The 20,231-nt window shown below is 61.2% G+C and carries 17 protein-coding genes, 1 tRNA gene and 1 pseudogene; 9 read left to right on the top strand and 10 right to left on the bottom strand.

Features of this window, described 5'->3' with window-relative positions:
• The first annotated feature begins 17 nt into the window (after window positions 1-17).
• The 6 genes from M0654_RS19210 to mnhG are packed head-to-tail and all read left to right on the top strand — an operon-like array spanning window position 18 to window position 6,027.
• On the top strand, window positions 18-2,936 hold the full coding sequence (locus M0654_RS19210) for a monovalent cation/H+ antiporter subunit A (protein WP_248684462.1): 2,919 nt from the start codon (window positions 18-20) through the stop codon (window positions 2,934-2,936).
• A complete protein-coding gene (locus M0654_RS19205) occupies window positions 2,936-3,274 on the top strand; it encodes a Na+/H+ antiporter subunit C (RefSeq protein WP_118850324.1) in 339 nt (112 codons plus the stop codon). Before M0654_RS19210 ends, M0654_RS19205 begins: the two co-directional genes overlap by 1 nt.
• Window positions 3,271-4,884, top strand: coding sequence for a monovalent cation/H+ antiporter subunit D (locus M0654_RS19200; protein WP_248684461.1), 1,614 nt, complete (start codon window positions 3,271-3,273; stop codon window positions 4,882-4,884). The genes M0654_RS19205 and M0654_RS19200 overlap by 4 nt, the downstream gene beginning before the upstream one ends.
• Window positions 4,885-4,886: 2 nt before the next feature.
• The gene (locus M0654_RS19195; protein ID WP_248684460.1) at window positions 4,887-5,363 is read left to right on the top strand and encodes a Na+/H+ antiporter subunit E; all 477 of its coding nucleotides are present in this window, start codon (window positions 4,887-4,889) and stop codon (window positions 5,361-5,363) included.
• Window positions 5,360-5,641, top strand: a complete 282-nt coding sequence (locus tag M0654_RS19190; protein WP_118850327.1) for a K+/H+ antiporter subunit F — start codon at window positions 5,360-5,362, stop codon at window positions 5,639-5,641. Before M0654_RS19195 ends, M0654_RS19190 begins: the two co-directional genes overlap by 4 nt.
• Window positions 5,638-6,027, top strand: coding sequence for a monovalent cation/H(+) antiporter subunit G (gene mnhG, locus M0654_RS19185; protein ID WP_118850328.1), 390 nt, complete (start codon window positions 5,638-5,640; stop codon window positions 6,025-6,027). Before M0654_RS19190 ends, mnhG begins: the two co-directional genes overlap by 4 nt.
• Here mnhG and M0654_RS19180 read toward each other — a convergent pair.
• Window positions 6,024-7,385: an amidase gene (locus tag M0654_RS19180; protein ID WP_248684459.1), complete on the bottom strand. Its 1,362-nt coding sequence runs from the start codon at window positions 7,383-7,385 to the stop codon at window positions 6,024-6,026. The two genes, mnhG and M0654_RS19180, sit on opposite strands and share 4 nt — an antisense overlap.
• A gap of 174 nt (window positions 7,386-7,559) precedes the next feature.
• On the opposite strand from M0654_RS19180, the gene M0654_RS19175 reads away from it, so the two are divergent.
• On the top strand, window positions 7,560-7,865 hold the full coding sequence (locus M0654_RS19175) for a hypothetical protein (RefSeq protein ID WP_248684458.1): 306 nt from the start codon (window positions 7,560-7,562) through the stop codon (window positions 7,863-7,865).
• A gap of 88 nt (window positions 7,866-7,953) precedes the next feature.
• Here the strand turns inward: M0654_RS19175 and M0654_RS19170 are convergent, their stop codons facing one another.
• From M0654_RS19170 to mnmA, 4 genes are all read right to left on the bottom strand, one after another.
• Window positions 7,954-8,262, bottom strand: coding sequence for a hypothetical protein (locus tag M0654_RS19170; RefSeq protein ID WP_248684457.1), 309 nt, complete (start codon window positions 8,260-8,262; stop codon window positions 7,954-7,956).
• 103 nt (window positions 8,263-8,365) lie between these two features.
• The gene (locus tag M0654_RS19165; protein WP_248684456.1) at window positions 8,366-9,679 is read right to left on the bottom strand and encodes an O-antigen ligase family protein; all 1,314 of its coding nucleotides are present in this window, start codon (window positions 9,677-9,679) and stop codon (window positions 8,366-8,368) included.
• Between the two features lie 233 nt (window positions 9,680-9,912).
• Window positions 9,913-9,989 (bottom strand) — tRNA-Met (locus tag M0654_RS19160).
• Window positions 9,990-10,127: 138 nt separating this feature from the next.
• On the bottom strand, window positions 10,128-11,324 hold the full coding sequence (gene mnmA, locus M0654_RS19155) for a tRNA 2-thiouridine(34) synthase MnmA (RefSeq protein ID WP_248684455.1): 1,197 nt from the start codon (window positions 11,322-11,324) through the stop codon (window positions 10,128-10,130).
• Between the two features lie 777 nt (window positions 11,325-12,101).
• On the opposite strand from mnmA, the gene M0654_RS19150 reads away from it, so the two are divergent.
• Window positions 12,102-12,521: a DUF1810 domain-containing protein gene (locus M0654_RS19150; protein ID WP_248684454.1), complete on the top strand. Its 420-nt coding sequence runs from the start codon at window positions 12,102-12,104 to the stop codon at window positions 12,519-12,521.
• Here the strand turns inward: M0654_RS19150 and M0654_RS19145 are convergent.
• The 4 genes from M0654_RS19145 to M0654_RS19130 form a co-directional block, all read right to left on the bottom strand.
• Window positions 12,518-13,561 carry a Tim44 domain-containing protein gene (locus M0654_RS19145; protein ID WP_248684453.1) on the bottom strand — a complete coding sequence of 348 codons (1,044 nt, stop codon included), beginning with the start codon at window positions 13,559-13,561 and terminating at the stop codon, window positions 12,518-12,520. The two genes, M0654_RS19150 and M0654_RS19145, sit on opposite strands and share 4 nt — an antisense overlap.
• A 245-nt stretch (window positions 13,562-13,806) precedes the next feature.
• The gene (serA, locus tag M0654_RS19140) at window positions 13,807-15,402 is read right to left on the bottom strand and encodes a phosphoglycerate dehydrogenase (RefSeq protein WP_118850335.1); all 1,596 of its coding nucleotides are present in this window, start codon (window positions 15,400-15,402) and stop codon (window positions 13,807-13,809) included.
• Window positions 15,403-15,477: 75 nt separating this feature from the next.
• Window positions 15,478-16,659, bottom strand: coding sequence for a phosphoserine transaminase (locus tag M0654_RS19135; protein ID WP_248684452.1), 1,182 nt, complete (start codon window positions 16,657-16,659; stop codon window positions 15,478-15,480).
• 205 nt (window positions 16,660-16,864) lie between these two features.
• The gene (locus M0654_RS19130) at window positions 16,865-17,698 is read right to left on the bottom strand and encodes an outer membrane protein (RefSeq protein ID WP_248684451.1); all 834 of its coding nucleotides are present in this window, start codon (window positions 17,696-17,698) and stop codon (window positions 16,865-16,867) included.
• Window positions 17,699-17,910: 212 nt separating this feature from the next.
• On the opposite strand from M0654_RS19130, the gene M0654_RS19125 reads away from it, so the two are divergent.
• Window positions 17,911-19,713 carry a recombinase family protein gene (locus M0654_RS19125; protein WP_248684450.1) on the top strand — a complete coding sequence of 601 codons (1,803 nt, stop codon included), beginning with the start codon at window positions 17,911-17,913 and terminating at the stop codon, window positions 19,711-19,713.
• 4 nt (window positions 19,714-19,717) lie between these two features.
• On the opposite strand, the pseudogene M0654_RS19120 reads toward M0654_RS19125, so the two are convergent.
• Window positions 19,718-20,231: pseudogene (locus M0654_RS19120) on the bottom strand (hypothetical protein); the annotation flags it as partial.

Here is a 20,231-nt window from a genome sequence, read left to right as displayed (position 1 = left end):
TGCACATTGGGGTAACGTTGGGGCCAAGTATTCTTCTTTTCCTGCTGATCCTGCCCTTCGCGGGCAGCATTGCCTCCGTTTGCCTGCTGCGTACCTCATCGACGGCCTTGCCGTCCTGGATTGCCGGCACAGTGACGCTCGCCGCACTTCTTTTGACCGCCGCCAGCTATCCTTATGTGCAGGAAGGCCAGGTTCTCCGCTTCTACCTCGAGTGGATCCCGCAGCTCGGGCTGAACTTCACCCTGCGACTGGATGGTTTTGCCTGGCTGTTTGCCATGCTGATCACCGGCATCGGCTTCCTCGTTGTCGTTTACGCGCGGTACTACATGTCGGAAGAGGATCCGGTTCCGCGGTTCTTTTCCTTCCTGCTCGCCTTCATGGGCGCGATGCTCGGCATCGTCATCTCCGGCAATGTCATCCTGCTGTCGGTGTTCTGGGAGCTGACGAGCATCTTCTCCTTCCTGCTGATCAGCTACTGGCACAACACGGCCGCAGCCCGCGATGGCGCGCGCATGGCACTGACGATCACCGGGATCGGCGGCTTCTGCCTGCTGATCGGGCTGCTGCTGCTGGGCAACATCGTCGGCAGCTATGATCTCGACAAGATCCTCGAATCGGGTGACGCGATCCGCAACCACTCGCTTTACCTGCCGGCGCTGATCTTCATCCTGCTCGGCGCGCTGACGAAGAGTGCCCAGTTCCCCTTCCATTTCTGGCTGCCGAATGCCATGGCGGCGCCGACCCCGGTTTCGGCCTTCCTGCATTCGGCCACCATGGTAAAGGCAGGCGTCTTCCTGCTCGCTCGCTTCTGGCCGGCACTCGCGGGAACCTCTGAATGGTTCTGGCTGGTGGGCCTCGCAGGCGTCATCACGCTCCTCATCGGCGCCTATTTCGCCATGTTCCAGCAGGACCTCAAGGGCCTGCTTGCCTATTCCACCATCAGCCACCTCGGCCTCATCACCACGCTGTTGAGCCTTGGCAGCCCACTAGCGACGGTCGCGGCGATCTTCCACATGCTCAACCACGCCACCTTCAAGGCGTCGCTGTTCATGGCCGCCGGCATCATCGACCACGAAGCCGGCACGCGCGACATGCGAAGGTTGAGCGGGCTCTTCCGGTTCCTGCCGATCACCGGCACGCTTGCCATGGTGGCGAGTGCGGCCATGGCCGGCGTACCGCTTCTGAACGGCTTCCTGTCGAAGGAGATGTTCTTCGCCGAAGCCGTTGAAACCCATGCGGATTCGATCCTCGACCGCAGCCTGCCCTATATCGCGACGCTCGCCAGCGCCTTTAGCGTCGCTTATTCGGTGCGCTTCATCCACATGGTGTTCTTTGGCCCGCCGCCGGTCGATCTTCCGAAGGAAAAGCCGCACGAGCCGCCGCACTGGATGCGTTTCCCCGTCGAATTCCTGGTGGTCGTCTGCCTGATTGTCGGCATCGCGCCGGCCTGGTCGGTCGGCCCCTTCCTGCACACGGCCGTCGTCAGCGTTCTCGGTGCGGAAACACCCGAATACAGCCTTTCCGTCTGGCACGGCTTCAACCTGCCGCTGATGATGAGCATCACCGCGATGCTCGGAGGGACGGCACTCTACTTCGCCCTGCGTGGCTACCTGGCGCGCTGCGACGATGGTGCACCCTTCTTCCGCCGTTTCAAGGGCCAACGCATCTTCGAGCGGGTTCTCGTGGAGATCTCGTGGCACTGGGCGCGCCTGGCAGAAAAGCGCATCGGCACCCGAAATCTCCAGCCGCAGATGCGCTGGGTGGTGGGCACCGGCTTCATGGCCGGCCTGCTTCCGCTCTGGGTATCCGGTTTTGAAACGCGCCCCTTCGTCTTCAGCGGCATCGATCCCGCCTTCGCCGCGATCTGGTTCATCGGCATCTGCCTGGCCCTCGGCACCGCTTACCTCGCGAAATACCATCGCCTGGCGGCCCTCGTTGCGCTCGGCGGCGTTGGCCTGATCGTCTGCGTCACCTTTATCTGGCTGTCGGCGCCGGATCTCGCCATCACGCAGCTTCTGGTCGAAATCGTCACCACGGTTCTAATCCTTCTCGGCCTGCGCTGGCTGCCGAAGCGCACCGAGGGCATGGAAGAAAAGATCACGCTGCAGGCCCGCGTCCGCCGCTTCCGCGATTTGGGGCTCGCCGTCTTCTGCGGCATCGGCATGACCTTCATCTCCTATGCCGTCATGACCATGCCGGTGCCAGATGCGATCGCCAACTACTTCCTCGAGAATGCCTATAGCCAGGGCGGCGGGCGCAATGTCGTCAACGTCATCCTGGTCGATTTCCGCGGCTTCGATACGCTCGGCGAGATCAGCGTTCTCGGCGTGGTGGCGCTCACCGTCTACGCCCTGCTGCGCCGCTTCCGCCCTGCCCCGGACAGCATGGAAAAGCCCGAACAGCAGCGCATCCAGAACCGCTTCGATGCAGAACGGCCCGAACGCTCCGAAGGCGATACCGTGCGCGAATACCTGCTGATCCCCTCGGTCATCATGCAATGGCTGTTCCCGGTCATCGTCACCTTCGCCGTCTACATCTTCATGCGCGGCCATGACCTGCCCGGCGGCGGCTTCTCCGCCGGCCTGACGTTGTCGATCGCCTTCCTGCTCCAGTATCTCGCAGGCGGCACGCGCTGGGCCGAGGATCGCATCCGCATTCTTCCGCTGCGCTGGATCGGCGCCGGCATCCTCACCGCCACGGCCACCGGCATCGGCGCCTGGGCATTCGGTTATCCGTTCCTCACTTCGCACTTCCAGTACATCGAACTTCCGTTGATCGGCAAAATGCCTGCTGCCACCGCCCTCCTCTTTGACCTTGGCGTCTTCTCCCTCGTGGTCGGCTCCACGGTCCTCATCCTCGTCGCGCTCGCGCACCAGTCGATCCGCATCAATAGACTGCGTGCCATCGAGGTCGAGAAGGCGAAGGAGGCCGCCTGATGGAAATCATTCTCTCCATCGCGATCGGCGTCATGACGAGCTGCGGCGTCTGGCTCATCCTGCGTCCGCGCACCTATCAGGTGGTCATCGGCCTGTCGCTCCTGTCCTATGCGGTCAACCTGTTCATCTTCGGCGTTGGCGGCGTCAAAACCAACGTGCCGCCGATCCTCAACGACAGCATCGCGACCTCGAGCCTTGCCGATCCCGTGCCGCAGGCGCTGGTGCTGACGGCAATCGTCATCGGCTTTGCAACGACGGCGCTCTTCCTCGTCGTCCTGCTCGCTTCCCGCGGGCTGACGGGCACCGACCATGTCGACGGCAGGAATGATCCGCGATGATGAACTGGACGCACCACCTCATCATCGCGCCAATCCTCATCCCGCTGGCGGCGGCCGCGATACTCCTGTTCATTGATGAGCGCAGCCGCGCCACGAAGGCGATGATCAGCCTCTGCTCGGTCCTGCTCATGGGCGCTGCCGCCCTGATCCTGCTGCGGATCGAAAGCGGCCCGAACGACTTCGACGGCGTCTACCTCCTCGGCAACTGGGCCGCGCCCTTCGGCATCGTGCTGGTGCTGGATGAACTGTCGGCGCTGATGCTGCTGCTGACGGCATTGCTGGCCGCCGCAGCGCTGGTCTTCTCGTTTGCCCGCTGGCACACGATCGGCGCCCATTTCCATTCCATGTTCCAGGTGCTGCTGATGGGCGTCAACGGCGCCTTCCTCACCGGCGACCTGTTCAACCTCTTCGTCTTCTTCGAAGTCATGCTGGCGGCCTCTTATGGCCTGCTGCTGCACGGCTCCGGCCCGCTGCGCGTCAAGGCGGGCATGCACTATATCGCCATCAACCTGGCGGCCGCCCTGCTCTTCCTGATCGGCGTCAGCCTGATCTACGGCACGGCCGGCACCCTCAACATGGCCGATCTCGCGGCGCGTATCCCGGAGATCGAACCGGACCGGCGCATGCTGATGGAAGCCGGCGCCGGCGTGCTCGGGATCGCCTTCCTCATCAAGGCCGGCATGTGGCCGCTCTGCTTCTGGCTACCTACTGCCTATAGCGCGGCAGCTGCGCCGGTGGCGGGCGTGTTCGCCATCCTCAGCAAGCTCGGCATCTATGTCATCCTGCGCCTGACCATGCTGCTCTTCAGCGATGGACCTGCCGCCGGTTTTGGTGCGAGCGTCCTGCTTTACGGCGGACTCGTCACCGTCATCTTCGGCACCGTCGGCGTCCTCGCCTCCCAGGCACTCGGCCGTGTCGCGGGCTACTCGGTGCTCGTTTCCTCCGGCACGCTGCTGATGGTGCTCGGCATCAACGACAACGCCATCTCGTCCGGCGCGCTGCTCTACCTTGTGAGTTCGACCCTGACGATCGGCGCCTTCTTCATGCTGATCGAACTGGTGGAACGCGGGCAGGATGCCGGTGCCGCGGTTCTCGCCGTTACCATGGAAGCCTATGGCGACGCCGAGGAAGGCCAGCCGGACCAGACCGAAGGTGTCACCATGCCTGGCACCATGGCGATCCTCGGCATCTGTTTTGCCGCCTGCGCCATCCTTTTGTCCGGGCTGCCACCGCTCTCCGGCTTCATCTCCAAATTTGCCATGCTCTCGGCGATGATGGGCACCGGCGCGATCGGTGTGCCGCCGACGGCTGCCGTCTGGGCGCTCATCATCCTCGTCATCCTGTCGGGCGTTGCCGCTCTCATCTCCATGACGCGCGCCGGCATCCGCACCTTCTGGAGCTCGATCGAAGGCACTGTGCCACGCGTCCTCGTCATCGAGGTCATGCCGGTTCTGTTCCTGCTGGGCCTTACCCTGCTCCTTACCGTGCAGGCAGGCCCCGCGATGCGCTACATGGACCGGACGATCCAGTCGCTCAGCAATCCGACCGTCTATATCGAGGCTGTGCGCAATGCGATCGTGGTCGGCGCGGACAAAGGAAAGGTGGACTGATCATGTTCCCCTATCCGATCCTCACCACCTTCCTGGTCCTGATGTGGCTGCTGCTGAACGGCTTTACGCTGGGCCATCTTCTGCTCGGCATCATCGTGGCGGTAATCGCCTCCTGGGCCATGGCCTCGCTCAGGCCGGAGAAGCCGAAGCTCAAGAAGTGGTACTTGCTGCCCAAGCTGCTCTTCATCGTCCTTTGCGACATCGTCCGCTCCAACATTGCTGTTGCGCTCTTGATCCTGAGAGGGCGCAAGCAGGGCCACACGACCGGCTTCATCAACCTGCCCCTAGAGCTGGAGGACAGCATGGCGCTCGCCATCCTGTCGATCATCATCACCAGCACGCCGGGCTCGGCCTGGCTGGAATACGATTCGCATGACAAGTCGGTGCTGCTTCACGTGCTCGACGTGATCGATGAAAACCAGTGGATCGAGACGGTCAAGGAACGTTACGAAAAGCTGCTGCTGGAGATCTTCGCATGAGCGCGATCATCATCTTCACCGCCGTCGCCGTTGCCCAGCTGATGCTTGCCGCAGCCATGGCGATCGCCTCGCTTCGCATCTTCCGCGGCCCGCGCGCACAGGACCGCATCCTCGGCCTCGACACGCTTTACATCAACGCCATGCTGATGCTGGTCACCTTTGGAATCGGCACGGGCCGCATCGTCTATTTCGAGGCGGCGCTGGTGATCGGCATGCTCGGTTTCGTGGCGACCGTGGCGCTCGCCAAGTTCCTGATGCGCGGGGAGGTCATCGAATGATCTACACAGCAGCAGATGTTCCTGTACCCGTCGCGATCGCGGTCGCCTTCTTCCTGCTCGTCGGAGCAGCCCTGGCGCTGATCGGCGCGATCGGCTTCCTGCGGCTTCCGACCTTTTACGAGCGCCTGCATGCCCCCACACTTGGCACCAGCTGGGGTATCGGCGGCGTCATGCTGGGCTCGATGATCTTCTTCTCGGTGTCCGCATCGCGACCGGTCGTGCACGAGATCCTGATCGGCCTGTTCGTGACCGTGACGACGCCGATCACGCTTGTCCTTCTGTCCCGCGCCGCCCTTCACCGCGACCGCGCCGAAGCCAACGGCAACGTTCCTGAAAAACGCGCCGTCACCGAGCCCGAAGTCGACGTCGAGAAGTCCGAGGGTTAACCGCGGATCACCTCTTCCCAGGCCATGGCGGCCTGAAGCAGGGGCCCGTCGGCATTCGCCTTGCCCGACAGCAGGAAACCGACTGGCATGCCGGCATCGCCAGTGCCGCAGGGGATCGATACACCGCACCAGTCGAGGAAGTTGCCGAAGCCCGTGTTGCGCAGCGTCTTGCCGTTCGTCGCAAAGAACCGGTCGTCATCGGCCTTCAGCGGTGCGATCGGCGGCGCGACATGCGCGACCGACGGCATGGCGACGAAGCGATCACCAATCAGCGCTTCGGTTTCCGCCGTCATGCGGGCCCGTGCCTCGAGGATGGCTATGTAGTCCGCCAGGCTCGTCTTCTCGCCGAGCCTGGTGCGAGCGACCACGCGCGGATCGATATCCGCAGCTTCCGGTCCCGCAAGCTTCTGCCGATGGAGCGCGAACGCTTCCGCCGTCACCAGCGGGCCATACTGCGCCATCAGCTTCGGCAACTCGTCAAAGGCCGGAAACGCTGTCCGACTGATCCGGCAGCCTTGTTTTTGCAACCGCTCAATGGCCGCTTCGAATGCTGCCACCACGCCGGGTTCTGCGCCATCAAAAACGCCATTGGTCGGCACGACGACTTCCAGCGCCTCGCGCGGCTGCCGCGTCACCGGCGCAACACTGCTGCCCCGCATGGCGGCGTCGATCCAGACCGCATCGAGCACCGAGCGGCAAAGCGGCCCGAGCGAGTCGAGGCTTGTCGCGAGCGGATAAACGCCATCCATCAGGTAGCGGCCGCGCGTCGCCTTGTAGCCCACGATGCCATTGAGCCCGGCCGGGATGCGGATCGAACCACCCGTATCGGTCCCCATCGCCACCGGCACCAGACCGGCCGCCACGGAGACTGCCGCACCGGACGAGGACCCGCCCGGAATGCGCGGCTCATCCGTCGAACGTGGATTATGCGGCGTTCCGTAATGCGGGTTGATGCCGATGCCGGAGAAGGCAAACTCGCTCATGTTGGTGCGGCCGATGGCCACCATGCCGGCCTGCTTCAGGAGATCGACCACCGCGGCGTCCTTGGCCGCAGGATGAGCCGCTTTCAGCACTTTGGAGCCAGCCGTGGTGGGCATGCCTTCAAGGTCGAACAGGTCTTTCCAGGCGATCGGAATGCCATCGAGCAGGCCGAGCGAGCGCCCTTCCTTCAGTCGCTTCGATGATGCTTCGGCTTCGGCAACTGCCCTTTCCTCCGTCAGCGTCACGAAAATCGCCTTGTCCGGATGCGCCTTGATATCGGCGAGAACGCCCTGCGTGACCTCGAGCGGGTCTACAGCACCCGTCTGGATCAGCGCAGCAAGTTCGGCAATCGACATGGCTCCGTAAGGCTTGGTCACGGCAATGGTTCTCCTTAAAATCACACCACAAGCTCTAACCGATTTTGCGCCCGACGCCAGTAGGCAGTCGCGTGGCTGTGAACTGCGCATCGACCACGACCAAGGAACCCCAGCGGCCTGGTGGAGTTAGCCGGAGCCAACACCATACGAGAGCGTCTGAAAGGACGGATAATGATGAGAACGTTTTTGCTGATAGCGGCGACGGCAGCAGTCGTGAGCGGATGTGCTGCGGATGGAGGTGCGGGACGCCCCCTGCCCTCGCTGGAAATCGGGCCGGGCATCGAGCCGATCCCCGGCAGCATCACCTATGGCGGCCAGCCGCGCACGCGCCTTCAGAAGGCTCCTGTCGGCAGTTCCGTGCCGCATGATTTTCGCACCAGCCGCGGCGAACGCGTGCGCGAAACCTATATCATCCAGCCGGACCGCAGCCTCAAGCTGGTCAACCGCCGGGTCTGCCGCCTGCCGTCCTGCGACGACTGATCGCCGGCCACAAAAGAATAGAGCCGCTAGATGCGGCTCTATCAGAAGGCTTGAAACAGGGACGCTGTGCGCCCCTGCGAGCGCTTGATCAGCAGGATTCTGCACCCGTGCCGGTGGTCCCAGCCGAGCCAGAGTTGGAAGCCGGCGAACCAGCCGAACCCTGCTGCGTCGGCGTGGTCTTGCAGCCGGTGTTAGTGCTGCCGGCATTGTTGGCATTGCCGCCGCTGTTGTCTGCGCCGCCGGTGCTGGAGCTGGACCCGCTGGAGCTCGACGAACCGGAGCTTGCTCCACCCGAAGCGGATGAATCGGAGCCCGAGCCGGTGTTGCTCGACTGGGCGACCGCAGCGGTCGCGAGGCCAACGGAAAATACGGTGACTGTAAGAAGCTTAGCGAACATCTTGACCCTTTGAGTTTCGATGCGGCGTGATTACCACACGGCAAAAGAACCCTGAGCGACGCCCATAGTTCCAAAGCTTTAGGGGGAAACTGCCAGCCGGATCTCAAGCATTTTCGGTTTCGGCATCCGCCGGGTCCGCCTGGGCCTGCAGTTGCAGCCCAAAGATGCTGATCGCGGTCATGAACCACATTTGCTCGCCGGTCAGGAACACGCTCTCAAGGCAGCCCAGGAAAACAGAGAAGAGCCACATCCGCACAAATAGCCGCGTGACGTCGGACTTGACCCCGCGCTTGAAGGCGATGCCGGCGTGCCGGCAAGGAAGCACGACCATCCAGATCGCCATCAAGGCGACAAGCGGCAACCCTCCATGCAGCGCAAGCTCCAGATAACTGTTGTGGGCGCTGGTGGCCTTCACCGCCCAGTTCTTCAGCGCAGCTTCACCACGCAGCACCGCATCGGTGTCCCAGAAGGAATGGAAGCCGTAGCCCGTCAACGGGCTCCTTTTGACGGCCGACAAGGCGATCCGCCAGATGGCGGTTCGTTCGGTGAATGTCCGATCAAAGCCGTAGGAGCTCAAGAGCCTTTGCATCGGCCGCGAAACGGCAGCCGATAGCAGGACGAAGTTGACGGCGCCCAGGACACTGCCCACGAGCACGAGACGCAGCCAGCCCAGGCGCTCAAACAGCCACGCGGCAATCAACACCGCCGGCAGCATGGCGGCAGAGGTCTTTCCCCCTGTCTTCAGGAGGAAGAGGCAGGCCGCGACGAAGATGAGGGTGCCGAGGACCGACGACAGCTGTTTCCTCAGGAAGAGCCCCAGGAAGGCTGCATAAACCATCGCCGCAGCGGCGGTGTTCTTGTGCAGGAAGTAACCGCGCCAATTGCCGGCGAGGTTCGGCTCCATCGGGTCGCCGGACTGGTGGATGGCATTCTGCGGCAAGGCGAGCACGCCGAAGTAACAAAGCCCGACAACGCAGACGACGCAGAGCGCCATCAGCTTGGCAAACTCGCTGCTGGTACGCGGCAGCAGCAGGATACCGCAGGCGCAAATGCAGGTCAGCAGGACATAGGTGACGCGCCGGACCACGAAGACCGGATCGACCGCCGTGGCGCCTGTCAGAAGTAACCAGATGAAGATGAGCCCCAGCACGCCCCACAGCCTTGGCACGAGCCCGAGCGAGGGACGCATCATCAGCATCCCGATCACCGAAAGCGACACCGCCACCATTACCAGTTGGTTGATGACCGTGTGCGCGTCGACCGCGTGCCCCGGCTTCAAGCGTTCTGCGAGGCTTGGGAACGGCGAAAGCCCAATCCAGAAATAAAGGAGCACGATGCCCAACAGGATCGGCGACAGCCACTGCGAAAGCGGCGAGGCGCTGAAGCCGCTATGTTGGCCGTAACTGACCTCCGCCATCTGACGTTCCCAGCATCCTGTTGTCGATCACGTTCTTCATCCCGCGATCGCTCAAGCCCGGAGGGCGAACGTCATCAACGGCTGGAACCGACAATAGCGGCGAACACACCCGCCCGCCTCCCATTCCTTAACGCGAGGTTAAGAGGAGTGGTTAATGGGGGACATGACCATGCGAGACCCTAAGCCAAAGCAGCTCTTTGGGCGTCTCGAAAATCAGGTTGTTTTTGGGAGGTTGGTAGCGGGAGGCAGAATTGAACTGCCGACCTCAGGGTTATGAATCCTGCGCTCTCACCAACTGAGCTACCCCGCCACAGGGTGCAGATCAAAGCCTCTTTCGAAGCGTCGTCCGCTTTGGTCGTGCGGCTTATAAGTCCCCTGTCACCAAGGTGTCAAGAACATCTTCGGCAAAATCCGGTGGCAATTTTGCCTGCCGCCGGATCGCCTGCAGTCAGGCCGCGACAGGGGTCGCAAGCAGGGCCTTCAGAGCCTCTTCAGCATCGGCCGCGCGCTCCGAGCGGTCAATGAAGCCGCCGCCGTACACCCTGGCATCGGCCCCTTCTGCCGAATAGAGGACGCAGGCCTGGCCGGGCGCCACGCCCGCCTCGCCGACCGCAAGGTCGACATAGATGCCCTGCGCATCGCAATGAAGCGTGGCCGGGGTTGGCGGCCGCGTCGAGCGCACCTTGGCATAACAGGCAAAGCCATTTCGCGCGTCGTCCTCCAACGCCCGGTCGCCAAGCCAATTCATGTCGCGCAGGTAGACCCGGTGCGTGTCAAGCGCCTCGCGAGGACCGACGATGACGCGGCGCGAGCGGGCATCGAGGTAAACCACGTAGAGCGGCTCGCCGGTTGCCACGCCCAACCCCTTGCGCTGGCCGATCGTGTAATGGACGATGCCTTCGTGGCGGCCAAGCACCCGGCCATCCATGTGGACGATATCGCCGGCGAGCGCTGCATTCGGCTTCACCTTGTTGATGATGTCGGCATATTTGCCCTGCGGCACGAAGCAGATGTCCTGGCTGTCGGCCTTCCTGGCGACAACGAGCCCCATTTCTTCGGCGAGTTCGCGCACCTGCGCCTTCGACATGCCGCCGAGCGGGAAACGCAGGTAGTCGATCTGCTCCTGGGTGGTCGCAAACAGGAACCAGCTCTGGTCGCGGTCGCTGTCGATCGGCCGGAACAGCGCCCGACGGTTCGGATTATCCGGCGTCGGATTGGCGGCGGAACGGATGTAGTGGCCGGTTGCCAAGGCATCGGCGCCAAGGTCCTTGGCCGTCGCCAAAAGGTCGGCGAACTTGACCGTCTGGTTGCAGGCAACGCAGGGCACCGGCGTTTCGCCCATGGCATAGGCTTCGGCAAAGGGATTGATCACGGTTTCGCGGAAACGCTTTTCGTAATCGAGCACATAATGCGGGATCCCGAGCGTTTCGGAAACGCGGCGCGCATCATCGATGTCCTGGCCGGCGCAGCAGGAGCCGGCGCGGTGGACGGCCGCGCCATGATCGTAAAGCTGCAGGGTGATGCCGAGCACGTCGTAACCCTGGCGTTTGAGCAGGCCAGCAACGACGGAGGAATCCACGCCTCCGGACATGGCAACGACAACGCGCGTGTCTTCCGGCCTCTTGTCAAAATCCAGCGTATTCACGGGGTACTCTCTCGCTGTAGCGGTCGGCGCCTTTTGCTTGCAAGGCACCACGAACAATTTGGCGGGATCGGCCGCCAAAGGCAATTGCTGCCGATATAGAAAGGATTGGGCCTCGGTGCAAGGCGGCGTCCCTTGCTGACGACACAGGCACAATCATCCCTTGGCGATCTCGGATTTTTGATTTCGGCCGGGGCGCTGAAAGCTGCCTCTTAGGTTTTAGTTTTATGTGACACCTCTCAGCGCCCCGTTCAGTGTGTTTTTCCGCGCAACTCCGGTCCGTCTGCGGCGGCCCCCTCTTGTTGTTATTGGTGGGCCGGGTTGTGTGCGACACACGCACGCCTTGTTCAGGGGCAGACCATTATCTGCGCAGCTTCCGGGCGGGCGCCTGCATAAGAGCGCCTGCCCGGACCACCGGTCCCGCCTCGCCGGTTATGCGGACCGGTGTAGCCGAAGCGGAACGAGGCCATTGTAGGCGGGGGTCGTGGAGGCGTGGAAAACCGAGGGGTGTTTTTCCGTTAAGTGGTTGAGCTTGCTGGAGGCAGGATGCGGAATTTTCCACGGGTAACGGGCCTGTGCTGGTGGCTGCAGAGCACCCAATCCGCCTTGCCGGGTATTTCCCCTTCGTGGGGAAGATCAATCGTGGTGCCGGTTTCCCGTCACCTCTTCCGTCGCACGAAGGTGCAGCGCAGCATCAAATTGCGGCCGCAAAAATTTCACGATTGAGGCGCTTCATTGTGCCTGGGGTGATTTGCGCCTTGGCGATGAAGGACCGATGTGATGACTTTCGATCTGACCCGCTTTGTGGATGCCCAAGCCCCAGTCTATGACCGCGTGCTGGAAGAACTGAAGGCGGGACGCAAGCGCTCCCACTGGATGTGGTACATCTTCCCGCAGGTTGCCGGTCTCGGTTTTTCCATCATGTCGCAGCGGTTTGCGATCGGCTCGAAGGAAGAGGCCGTAGCCTACCTCGCCCATCCGTTGCTCGGGCCACGGCTGCTTGCCTGCACCAATACCATGCTTTCGCACAAGGGCATCTCGGCGCTCGTCATTCTCGGCTCGCCCGACGACGTGAAGTTCAAGAGTTCGATGACGCTGTTTGCATCGGTCAGCGAAAAGGGCTCGCCTTTCGAGCGAGCCCTTCAACAGTTTTATGGTGGTGAGCGCGACGAAAAGACCATCGTGCTCCTGAACGCTTAAGCGGCGGCCTGGATGGCCGAGAGCTTCCAGTCATTGGCCGGCTTGCGCACGAAGGTCCAGATCTCGACGGTTTCCGTCGGCTGGCCCGGGTCACCCTCGGCAACAGCACCGGTTTCGCGATCCTTCATGTAGTCGACGCTGGAGTAGCGCATCGCGACGGTCGCGTAGTCCTGGCCGTTTTCGCGCCAGGCTTCGGCGAGGTCGCCCTGCAGAAGCTGCACGTCCTTCACCTCGTTCTTGAGGCCGTTGGTGGCGTTCTCGCCGAGTTCTTCGGCAAGGTAGGACATGGCTTCCGGCGTGGTGAGGCTGCGCAGCTTGCCGTAGTCTTCCGCGGCGTAAGCGGCCTGCACGTCCCTCAGCAGCTTCTCGAAGTGATCGAGGTCACGGCCGGTGATGCCGATCTCGTCGGTTTCCGGGCCAGCCTGGCGGGCGGCCGCCTGCTGTGCGCCGAAACCTGCGGCGCCGCCGCCGAGCGAACCGATCTTCGGGATCTGGAAGCCGCCCTGGTTGGCGTTATTGCCCTGGGGGCCATCGTGGCTGTTGCGCTGGTGGCCAAAACCGTTGCCGACATTGCCTGCCGGACCGGCCGGCTGCTGGCGACGCGCAAAGAAGCGGAAGGCGAGCATGGCAAGACCAGCAATCAGCGCGATCTGCAGGAGCATTCCGAGGAAGCCTGCCATGCCGCCGAAGCCGTTGCCCATCAACATGCCGAAGAGGCCGCCGAGTGCGAGACCACCGAGCAGACCACCGGCCATGCCGCCGAACAGGCCCGGGCGACGCTGCTGTGCAGCCTGGCCAACGCCAGCGCCAGGATTGGTGGCATTCTGCTGCGTGTTCGGCGTCATGGAACGATTGATGCCGGAGGCAGGTGCAGGGGCGGTCCGTGTGACTGGGGGCGCAGAAAAGGTGCGCGTTCCGCGGCTGCCGAAGCCGCCGCCCGCGCGCCGCGCTTCCGCGAAATCCACGGCGGTCAAGGAAACGGCCATTCCGATCGCGGCGACCACGAACAGCTGCTTGAAGCGCCGAAGTTTCGATAACATTCTTTTCTCCTCATTCCCGCGTCAGGCGGGGTTCCCTCGTTATATAGAAATCAGGTCGTTGGGATTTTAGTGGCGAGGCCAACTTTTCCCGCTGTAGTGGATAATCAACTCTCCTGCAGAAGCAAAGTTTCCGTTTTGCAACCTACGGGATTGTGATGTGTGCAAATGGTCGCAGGCGGCAAAAGCAAAGGGCCCGGCGCATTTTCTGCACCGGGCCCTTCATCCCTGGGAGGATGTAACGGTGATCAGTCGACGTTGAAGACCAGCGGCCGCGCCTGGCGGATCGCCGGGTTGGCCGTCAGCTTCGCCAGCACCTCGTCGGATACCGGACCATCAACATAAAGCAGAGCGATCGCATCGCCGCCGCCCTTTTCGCGGCCGAGCTGGAAGTTGGCGATGTTGACGCCCGCGTCACCGAGCGTGGTGCCCATGAAGCCGATCATGCCGGGCACGTCGGTATTGGAGATGTAGACCATGTTGGCGCCGACATCGGCGTCCATGTTGATGCCCTTGATCTGGATGAAGCGCGGCTTGCCGTCGGAGAAGACAGTGCCGGCGATCGAACGGGTCTGGTTCTCGGTGGTCACCGTCAACTTGATGTAGCCGTCGTAGACACCGGTCTTGTCGCGCTTGACCTCGGAAAGCACGATGCCCTTTTCCTTGATCATGATCGGCGCGGAAACCATGTTGACGTCCGCCACCTGGTTGCGGATGAGACCCGCGAGCAGCGCAGAGGTGAGCGCCTTTGTGTTCATCGTGGCCGTCGCACCGTCGTAGAGGATCTCGATCGCCTTGATCGGATCGTCCGAGACCTGGCCGACAAAGGCGCCGAGCACGTCTGCAAGCCGGATGAAAGGCTTCAGGATCGGTGCTTCTTCAGCAGTAATCGACGGCATGTTGATGGCATTGGAGACGGCACCCTTGATGAGGTAGTCCGACATCTGCTCGGCCACCTGCAGCGCCACGTTTTCCTGGGCTTCGGTGGTGGATGCGCCGAGATGCGGGGTGCAGACGACGTTTTCCAAGCCGAAAAGCGGGCTTTCGGTGGCAGGCTCGACCTCGAAGACATCGAAGCCGGCGCCGGCGACATGGCCCGACTTAATGGCATCGGCAAGCGCCGCCTCATCGACCAGGCCGCCGCGGGCGCAGTTGATGATCCGCACGCCCTTCTTGGTCTTGGCAAGGTTTTCGCGGCCGAGGATGCCACGGGTCTTGTCGGTCATCGGCACGTGCAGCGTAATGAAGTCGGCGCGGGCGAGAAGTTCGTCGAGCTCGACCTTCTGGACGCCCATTTCCTGGGCACGCTCGACCGAAAGGAACGGGTCGTAGGCGATGACCTGCATGCCAAGGCCGATTGCCTTCTTGCAGACGATGCCGCCGATATTGCCGGCACCGATGACGCCGAGCACCTTGCCGGTGATCTCGACACCCATGAACTTCGACTTCTCCCACTTACCGGCCTGGGTGGAGGCATCGGCGGCCGGAAGCTGGCGCGCCACCGCAAACATCAGCGCAATGGCGTGTTCGGCGGTGGTGATCGAGTTGCCGAACGGGGTGTTCATGACGATGATACCGCGCCGCGAGGCAGCCGGGATATCGACATTGTCGACGCCGATGCCGGCGCGGCCGATGACCTTGAGGTTGGTCGCGGCGGCGATCAGCTTTTCCGTCGCCTTGGTGGCGGAGCGGATGGCCAGGCCATCATAGTTGCCGATGATCTCGAGAAGCTTTTCCTTGTCCTTGCCGAGCTTCGGCTGGAAATCGACGTCAATGCCGCGGTCGCGGAAGATCTGGACGGCGGTTGGCGAAAGTTCATCGGATACGAGTACGCGAGGTGCCATGGTTGGGGCTCCTGATAAGAGGTTCAAAACTGAATGAGAAACCGGCTCCGCCGAAGCGGAGCCTCATGCAATCGATCAGGCGGCGGCCTTGGCGAGCGCGGCCTTCTGCGTTTCGAACGCGAAGGTGAGCCAGGGCATAAGGGCCTTCATGTCGGCTTCCTCGATCGTCGCGCCAGCCCAGATGCGCAGGCCGGACGGGGCGTCGCGATAAGCGCCGATATCAAGCGCCACGCCTTCCTTCTCCAGGATAGACATCATGCCCTTGGCAAATGCCGCCTGGGCATCGTCATCAAGAGCCGTCACCTGCGGATCGACGATCTTGAGGCAGACGGAAGTGTTGGACCGGGCGGCCGGATCAACCGCGAGGTTTTCGATCCAGTCATTGGCCTCGACGAAATCGAAGATGACCTTGGCATTGGCATCAGCGCGGGCCATCAGGCCCTTGAGGCCGCCGATCGACTTCGCCCAGTTCAGCGCATCAAGGTAGTCCTCGACGCAGAGCATCGACGGCGTATTGATGGTTTCGCCAACAAAGATGCCTTCGATCAGCTTGCCGCCCTTGGTCATGCGGAAGATCTTCGGCAGCGGCCAGGCCGGCACATAGGTTTCCAGCCGCTCGACGGCGCGCGGCGACAGGATGAGCATGCCGTGGCCGCCCTCACCGCCCAGGACCTTCTGCCAGGAGAAGGTGACGACATCGAGCTTGGAGAAGTCCATGTCCTGCGCGAAGGCTGCCGACGTTGCGTCGCAGATCGTCAGGCCCTTGCGGTCGGCCGGGATGAAATCGGCGTTCGGCACGCGTACGCCAGAGGTGGTGCCGTTCCAGGTGAAGACCACGTCACGGTCGAAATCGACGGTGGAGAGGTCAGGAAGCAGGCCATAGCCGGCTTCGATCTTGCGAACGTCCTTGAGCTTCAGCTGCTTGACGACATCCGTCACCCAGCCGGAGCCGAAGCTTTCCCAGGCGAGCATGTCGACGCCGCGCTCGCCGAGCAGCGACCAGAGCGCCATTTCGACGGCGCCAGTATCGGAAGCCGGTACGATGCCGATGCGGTAATCCGCCGGCACGTTCAGAATTTCACGGGTAAGGTCAATGGCCTGCTTGAGCTTTGCCTTGCCGATCTTGGCACGGTGCGAACGACCGAGCGGAGCATCGGAAAGCGCTTCGAGCGACCAACCGGGGCGCTTCGAGCAGGGGCCAGAAGAAAAATGAGTATTCGCCGGACGCACGTCCGGTCTTAGTGCGGTATCCGCCATCGTGCTACCCTTCCAGATAGATGGCTCCTCGTTGGGGAGGAGTGTCCCGCCGCCGTGGGTATTCCTGTCGGCTGTCGCAGTCAAGCGATTTCATCTTGCTAAAATAGGAAATTCTGAAAGCGCCTCGCCCTGCCCTCGCGCGCCCTCAAGAACGCAAAAAGGCCGCCCCGGAGGACGGCCTTTCTGAAGAGAAAAAGCGAAGCGCTTACTTGTAGACGATCGGTTCCGGCTCAGGCTCGTAAGCCGGAGGCGCATCGCAGCCGCCAAAGGTGTAGCGCGCGCCGACGCGGGCCTCGTGGCTGTAGTAACCCTTGTCCTTGCCCGGGCCGCCGCCCAGCGCGTAACCGAACATATCGCCGCCGGACACATGACGCAGGCGGTAACCGACGTCCGCCTTCCAGTTGCAGGTGATGTCGATCGAGGCGCCGGCCATCAGCGCATAGGTGAAGCGCCAGCTCTTCTTGCCGCCGTGGCTCACTTCGCCATCGCAACCCGAGCCATCGTCGGCGCAAGAGGTGTTGCGCAGGTTCGACCATTTCACGTAGGTGCCGCCGATACCACCACCGATATAAGGGGTGATGTAGCCATAGGTGCCGAGGTCGACATAGGCATTGGCCATCAGCGTATAGGCGTGGAGAGACGCGTAGTCGCTGGAGGTACAAGCGGTGCTGACGCCGCAGCTTCCGACGGTCGAACCGCGGAACTTGCTGTTGAAGGAGTAGTCCAGCGTCAGGTCCGTGCGCAGGTAGCTGTTGATCTTGTAGCCGACGCCACCGCCGAGCATGAAGCTGTCGCGCAGAGATGCGCTGCGGAAATCGACGAGGTTGCCGTTCGATCCCTGGAAATATTCTGCGCCGCGCAGTTTCTTGAACGAATAACCGACATCACCGCGAAGATACCAGCCGCTCGCTTCCTGAACGACGATCTCGGGCGCCTGTTCGTAAAGGTCTGGCTGCGGCTGCGGCTCGTACACATCCGCCGCATTGGCGGCGGCAGCCGTCAGCACCAGCGCGAACCCGCTGGCAAGGAACTTCTTCATGACTTCATCTCCAAGCTGACTTGCGTATGGCAGGCTCCGCGCACAGCCATCGGGTTGATCATCTGCGATCATGCTGGATAATGGTTAAGCCTGACTTAACACTGCTTTTTACATTACAGCATTTGTTGAGAGGTTAGGTAAACGAGGCGCTACGCTTTGCGCTTTCTTAACCCTACGACCTTATTAGTTAATGAAGTTCAAAGGTCATGCGTATGGAACAGAAGCAGCAACGTCCGAAGGCGTACTCGTACGTTCGTATGAGTAGCCAGCAGCAGATAAAGGGCGACAGTCTCAGGCGTCAGTTAGAGCGGTCGCGAAAGTATGCGGCTGACAACGGCCTGGATCTCGATGAGACACTAAGAGACATAGGTGTAAGCGCGTGGACCGGTAAGAACGTCAAGCGCGGGGCTTTAGGTCGCTTTCTTGAACTCGTTCAGACTGGTCGCGTCGAACGTGGATCGTATCTGCTTGTAGAAAGCCTTGACCGTCTTTCACGCCAGCAAGTGCGTTTCGCGATCTCGCCGTTCGTAGACATCATCAACGCTGGCATAACGATCGTCACGCTTGCTGACAATCAAGTCTACTCGGAAAACACCGTTGACGAAAACTGGACGCAATTGATGATGTCGCTTGCGATCATGTCGCGAGCGCACGAGGAGAGTCAGACAAAGAGTGATCGTCTGAAAGAGGCACATGCTCGACAGAAACGTGATGCTGCTAGAGGCATTGGCCGCTTTTCATCGAACATGTTCGGCTGGATCGACACGGTACGGAATGGAGAGCAATTCGAGTATCGGCTTAACCAGCACGCAGACACCATCCGCAAAATCTACGAAATGGCCGATGCTGGCTTAGGACAGTTGATAATCACACGAAGGCTGAACGAAGCGAACATTCCATCGTTCAAGGGTACGCCGTGGCAACAGCCAAACGTCGGCAACATCCTCCGTAATGAAGCAGTGATTGGAACGTACCAGCCCACACATAGCGTTGATCGCAAGACGGTTCCTAACGGCCCTCCCCTGAAAAACTATCTTCCTGCTGCTGTCAGTGAGGAACTATTCTGGCGAGTTCAACGGAACAAGCGGACGCGCACAAGCGCCGGTAAGAAAGGCCAGTTACTCAGCAACCTGTTCACCGGCCTATGTTCCTGTGCGCAGTGTCACGGTCCAATTCGGATGCGAAGCAGCGGCAACATTGGGAACGATCTCAAGTACCTGCACTGCGATAATCGCTACAGAAACATTGGGTGCGACAGTGCCGGTGGAAACTTCCGATATGATCTGTTTGAGAAAGCCATTCTCGATCACGTCAAGGAGTTTGAACTTAGCCTAAGCAACGGTAGCACCACAGAGCGCAAAGAAGACCTGTTGCGACGACTGCACGAGAAAGAAGCGCAACTCGAAACGCTTGAGCGCCGTCGCAAGAACCTTCTGCGAGCGGTGGAACTCACAGACGACGAAGCCGCTGCACGCGACCTGCTGGCTCAACTCGCAGATCGTCGCATTGAAGTGGAACAAGCGACGGCGCAGGTTTCGGAGATCAAGGGCGATCTTGCAAGGTTGCAAGCACAAGAAGGCGAATTAGCGAGTGTGGCCGAGCGTATACAGTTAGAACGCCTTAGATGGTCAACAGGAACGCCACAAGAGATTTACGAGAGCCGTTCTCGGGTCGCCAAGACGTTGGCCCAGTACATTGATGTGATTTCGTTCGACTTCAACAGCAAGACTGTGATGGTGTCGTTGGGCGGTGGATTGCTGATCTACCAGTTCGACCAGAAGGGCAACCTACTCCACAAGCGGGACAACCGCCACATGGTCAAGTCCGTTGGACCGTCGGTAGTATGGAAAGCCGCTGACGAGAACGGACGACCGATTGAAGGCAGTGGTCAGATCATCAAGCCGCGCGGCCTTACCTTGGATAACTTGGCGAGCGATATACCGCACGACGACATGAACCAGAGTTTGGTTGAGCAGCGCAAGGCTATTGCTCGCGAATTGCTGCTCAAACGCTAGATGATTAAATCGTCTTCGCCTGCTCCCACATGGCATCAATCTGTTCTGGGGTCATTCCAAGAGCGTCACCAATGGCAACAAGGGTGGGATTGAGACGATCAAAGTCCGTCGTGTATTCCCACTCGATTTCTGCCTCGTCCTTAGTCTGCCCTTCTGGCATTGCAGCGATTGCAGCGGATACCGTTGCAAGGGAGTAGCCATTGCGGATCAATGCCAAAGACAACTGGCGCTTCGTGATCGGTCGCATCTGCGCACGTAGTTCTTCCGCTGTAGGCGGAACGTGAACCCACTCGCCATTGATGTACTGGTAATGTTCACCGGGCTTCAAAGGCACTTCAATAGTGCCTTCTGGATAGCCTGCTACAATCTCATCGCTTGGTTCTGTAACGGTCTGCCAATAATGACCGGTCACTGTGTTGAAAAAGCCGTGTTCCGACATCTGCATATCCTTTTTAGTTTGTTTCAAACGTCGTTGTGTTGATTTGCACTGAGAGCTGACCCGGGATTGCGGGAAATTA

Origin of the sequence: Neorhizobium turbinariae (assembly GCF_023223505.1) — a bacterium.
Taxonomy (GTDB): Bacteria; Pseudomonadota; Alphaproteobacteria; order Rhizobiales; family Rhizobiaceae; genus Neorhizobium; species Neorhizobium turbinariae.
This window is presented reverse-complemented; position numbering and strand designations above follow the sequence as displayed.